Raw genomic sequence first — 3,536 nt, 5'->3', positions numbered from 1 at the left:
TGCCCTCGGGGGCACGGGGATTGGGGAGCGGAGTCTTCATTCCCGTATTATCGGTGGAAAACGGGAAAAGATTTGCGCCCTGCCCCCGAGGGCATGTCGGACCCCTGAGGTAGGAATTCCTGGACACGCTGTTTCAGGTGGGGTTCCACTTGGGGAGGCAGGACAGATGATAGAGGGGGAGAGGCGGCTGGCCTGGGGAGTCCCGGAATGGGGAATCAAACGAAGCGTCCCGCGACCTATGAAGACCTGATGGCGCTGCCCGAGAACATGGTCGGGCAGATCATCGACGGTGAGCTCATCGCGCTGCCGAGGCCCGCGAGTCCGCATGCGGTGGCGCACTCCGTGCTGGGCGGTCTGCTTGTCTCCCGTTTTCAGGTCGGGCAGCGAGCGCCGGGAGGCTGGTGGATTGTTACCGAGCCCGAGCTGCACTTCGGTCAGGACGTCCTGGTGCCGGATATCGCGGGATGGCGCCGCGAGCGCATGCCGGTGATGAAGCGAGTGCCGTTCTTCACGTTGGCGCCGGACTGGGTCTGTGAAGTGCTGTCACCGTCGACCCGGAAGCTGGACAGGAACCGCAAGCGGGAACTCTACGCGCGCGAAGGCGTGGGGCACGTGTGGCTGGTGGACCCCGCCGTGAAGACGCTGGAGGTCTTCGCACGGCGGGAAGGCGATTGGGTCGTGCGGGGGCAGTACTCAGGGGATGCGTGTGTGCGCGCCGAGCCGTTCGAGGACCTGGAGTTGGACCTGGGCGCGCTGTGGCCCCCGGAGCTGGAGGCGCCGTGACGTGGATTACGGCTTCGTGGGGCGCGTGCTGATACCGAAGTGCTCCGCGTGCTCGCGCCACGCTGCCCGTGCCTCGTCGAGGCTCACCTCCTGGAACCGGACAGCGGCGCCTGGACGGCGAGCGCACAGCCGGCCCCAATCCGCGCGAATGACCGTCGCGATGAGTGGATAGCCGCCCGTCGTCGGATGGTCGGGCCCCAGCACGATGGGCGTTCCTGACAGCGTCACCTGGATGGCCCCGCGAACCATGGGGCGCGACGTGCCCGTGCCCTCGTCGCCATGGGTGAGCGCTGGCCCCTGGAGGCGCATCCCCACGCGGTCGGTGGCAGCGGACACGGTGAAGGCGCCCGACAGCAGGGTGGCCACGGTTGCTGGCTCGAAGCGGCGGTTGTCCGGCCCGAGCGTCACGCGGATGGGCGCCACGGCATCCAGCGCCGCACCGGGCGCCCGCGTCTCGGCGCGCGTGTTCGCGTCACCCAGGGGCAGGCTGTCTCCCGAACGCAGCAGGCGGCCTTCGTGCCCGCCCAGGCGTGCGACCAGCAGCGTGCCGTGTCCTCCCAGCACCTCCGGCACCGCCAGCCCGCCATCCACCGCGACATAGCGCACGCTCGTCGACTCGGGCGCGGGGACGGTGAGGCGCGCCCCATCCGCCACCGTGAAGGCGCGGCCGTCCATGGACACGCGGACGCTTCGGCCACGGGCGCGCAGCTCCAGCCGGCCGAAGGCTTCCAGCGCCGCCGCTCCACTCGCGTTGCCCACGGCGAGGTTGGCCACGGCGAGCAGCTCCGGGACCAGCGGTCCGCCCGGAGGCACGCCGTGGTGCATCTGCCCGGGCCGTCCCGCGTCCTGCACCGTGACGGGCGCACCCACGCTCGTGATGTCCAGCCAGCCCGTCATCGGTCCACCCGCTCGAAGCGCACCCGGTCCCCGAGCTGAAGCACCGAACCCTGCTCGGGCGTGAAGGCGGTGAAGTCCAGCGCGGTGCCGATGAGGTTCCAGCCTCCCGGCGACGCGAAGGGATACACCCCCGTGCGCCCACCGGCGATTCCCACCGCCAGGGCGGGCACCCGCGTGCGGGGCGTGGCCAGCCGGGGGACCGCGATGCTCGGGTCGACCTCTCCCAGATAGGCAAACCCAGGGAGGAAGCCCACGCAGCGCACCGTGTACTCGCGCGCCGTGTGACGCCGCGCCACCTCGTCCTCGGTGAGGCCCGCGCGCTCCGCCACCGCGCGCAAGTCCTGCCCGTCGTAGCGCACGGAGATGGTCGTGAGGGGCCGTCCTGCCCCCGGCGCTGGAATGCGCAGCAACCGGGCCAGCGCGAGCCGAGGCTCCTCGGGGGGGGCCTCCGGGGCGAAGTACACGCAGGCGTGTTCCTCGGTGATGACGGCGTCGAGGACACCGGGCATGGCACAGAGCGCCTCGCGCGTGGCGCGTCGCTCCAGTCCCTCGGGGAGGACCAGTCGCAGGGCGCCGTCGCCCAGGGGCTCGGAGCGGAGCGCGAGCGCTTCCAAGGTGGCGCGGACCTCGCGCGCCAGCGCCACCGCGCCGGGCGTGTCGCCATGAACGCAGACGGTGTCCACGGTGCCGCCGGTGGCCAGGCGCACGGTGTTGGCCCGCGCCTGGGCGTGGTCGGTCAGCACCGCGCCGGGCTGTCCTCGGGGAATCAGCGAGCCGTCTGGCCGGGTGCCCCGGTCCGCGAAGCCTTCGCGGGCGTAGGCCAGTCCCGCCGCCAGGGCCGCGTCATGCAGAGCGCCCGTGCCGGGGCCAATGAAGGTGGCGGCGGTCCCCAGCGCCTCCACCACGCCCGCCACCACCGCGCGGGCCAGGGCCGGTGTGGCATTCGCCGCGTGGTACAGGGCGCCGTGAGGCTTGGCGTACGTCACGGGCAGCTGACGGTCCGCCGCCAGCTTCGCGAGCCGGCCGCACTGCGCGGCCACTTGCGCTTGGAGGTGCTCCGGCGTGACGTCGAGCGCGCGGCGGCCGAAGCCCTCGCGGTCTTCGTAGGAGGGGTGTGCGCCCGCGCGCGTGCCGTGCCGCTCGCACAGCGCCAGCGCGCGGCGCATGGACCCATCGTCTCCGGCATGCCCGCCGCAAGCGATGTTCGCCACATGGGCCAACGCGTAGAGCTGTTCGTCTTCACCAGGAAGCTCGCCCAGGTCGACGTTGAGGAGGCACTTCGTCATGCGGCGCACCGTACGCGAGCGGCGGCGCGGGTGCAGCCGTCCCTGTAGCCGCAGACGCTGGCGAGCCAGCCGACGGTGCGGTGGGAAGTCTCACGCACCACCCCGGGGCTGGGGCCGGTTGGCACCGGGGTGGTACGCGCCCAGCGAGTGCCTCGACGAGGTGCCCGCTGAGAACTTCCAGACGGGATACGCCAGCAGGGGTTTTCCTCGGTCATTTCCGGGACGTCTTTTCGCGTGCGCTGGGGGCGCGGCTCAGCGCGGGGAGGAGGGAAGCGAGGCCAGGCCGCCCGCCTTCACCCAGCGCACCAGTGCGCGCGCGGTCTTCTCGTCAATCAACTCCGCGTAGGTGGGCATGGGCGTGCCGGGGAGGAACTGCTCGGGGTTGCGCACCCAGCGGACCAGGTCGGCCTCGCTGCGCGTGGCGACCTTGTCGAGCCGGTCGTGGTAGCGCGCGCCCGGGGCGTGGCAGCTCGCGCAGCCAAACCGCACGAAGAGGGCGGGAGCGTCCACCTTGGGCTCGACGGAGCGCGGCTTGCGGGTGGGGGCGGGCTTGCTGGCCAGCGCCGTGGG

Annotated in this window: 4 protein-coding genes; 1 reads left to right on the top strand and 3 read right to left on the bottom strand. The window is 72.0% G+C overall.

What is annotated here, in order from left to right; genetic code table 11:
- Positions 1-207: 207 nt before the first annotated feature.
- Positions 208-783: a Uma2 family endonuclease gene (locus HV824_RS35145; protein WP_176416437.1), complete on the top strand. Its 576-nt coding sequence runs from the start codon at positions 208-210 to the stop codon at positions 781-783.
- Between the two features lie 6 nt (positions 784-789).
- Here the strand turns inward: HV824_RS35145 and HV824_RS35140 are convergent, their stop codons facing one another.
- The 3 genes from HV824_RS35140 to HV824_RS35130 form a co-directional block, all read right to left on the bottom strand.
- Entirely contained in the window at positions 790-1,680 is an 891-nt protein-coding gene (locus HV824_RS35140) for a biotin-dependent carboxyltransferase family protein (protein WP_176425220.1), read from the bottom strand.
- Entirely contained in the window at positions 1,677-2,966 is a 1,290-nt protein-coding gene (locus tag HV824_RS35135) for a LamB/YcsF family protein (protein WP_176425219.1), read from the bottom strand. The genes HV824_RS35140 and HV824_RS35135 overlap by 4 nt, the downstream gene beginning before the upstream one ends.
- Before the next feature lie 252 nt (positions 2,967-3,218).
- The coding region (locus HV824_RS35130) for a cytochrome c family protein (RefSeq protein ID WP_368738141.1) at positions 3,219-3,536 on the bottom strand (318 nt) is incomplete at its 5' end.

The organism is Myxococcus sp. AM009 (assembly GCF_013372605.1).
GTDB lineage: Bacteria > Myxococcota > Myxococcia > Myxococcales > Myxococcaceae > Myxococcus > Myxococcus vastator.
Note: the sequence above shows the minus strand (reverse complement) of the source record. Positions and strands in the feature narration are given on the sequence as shown.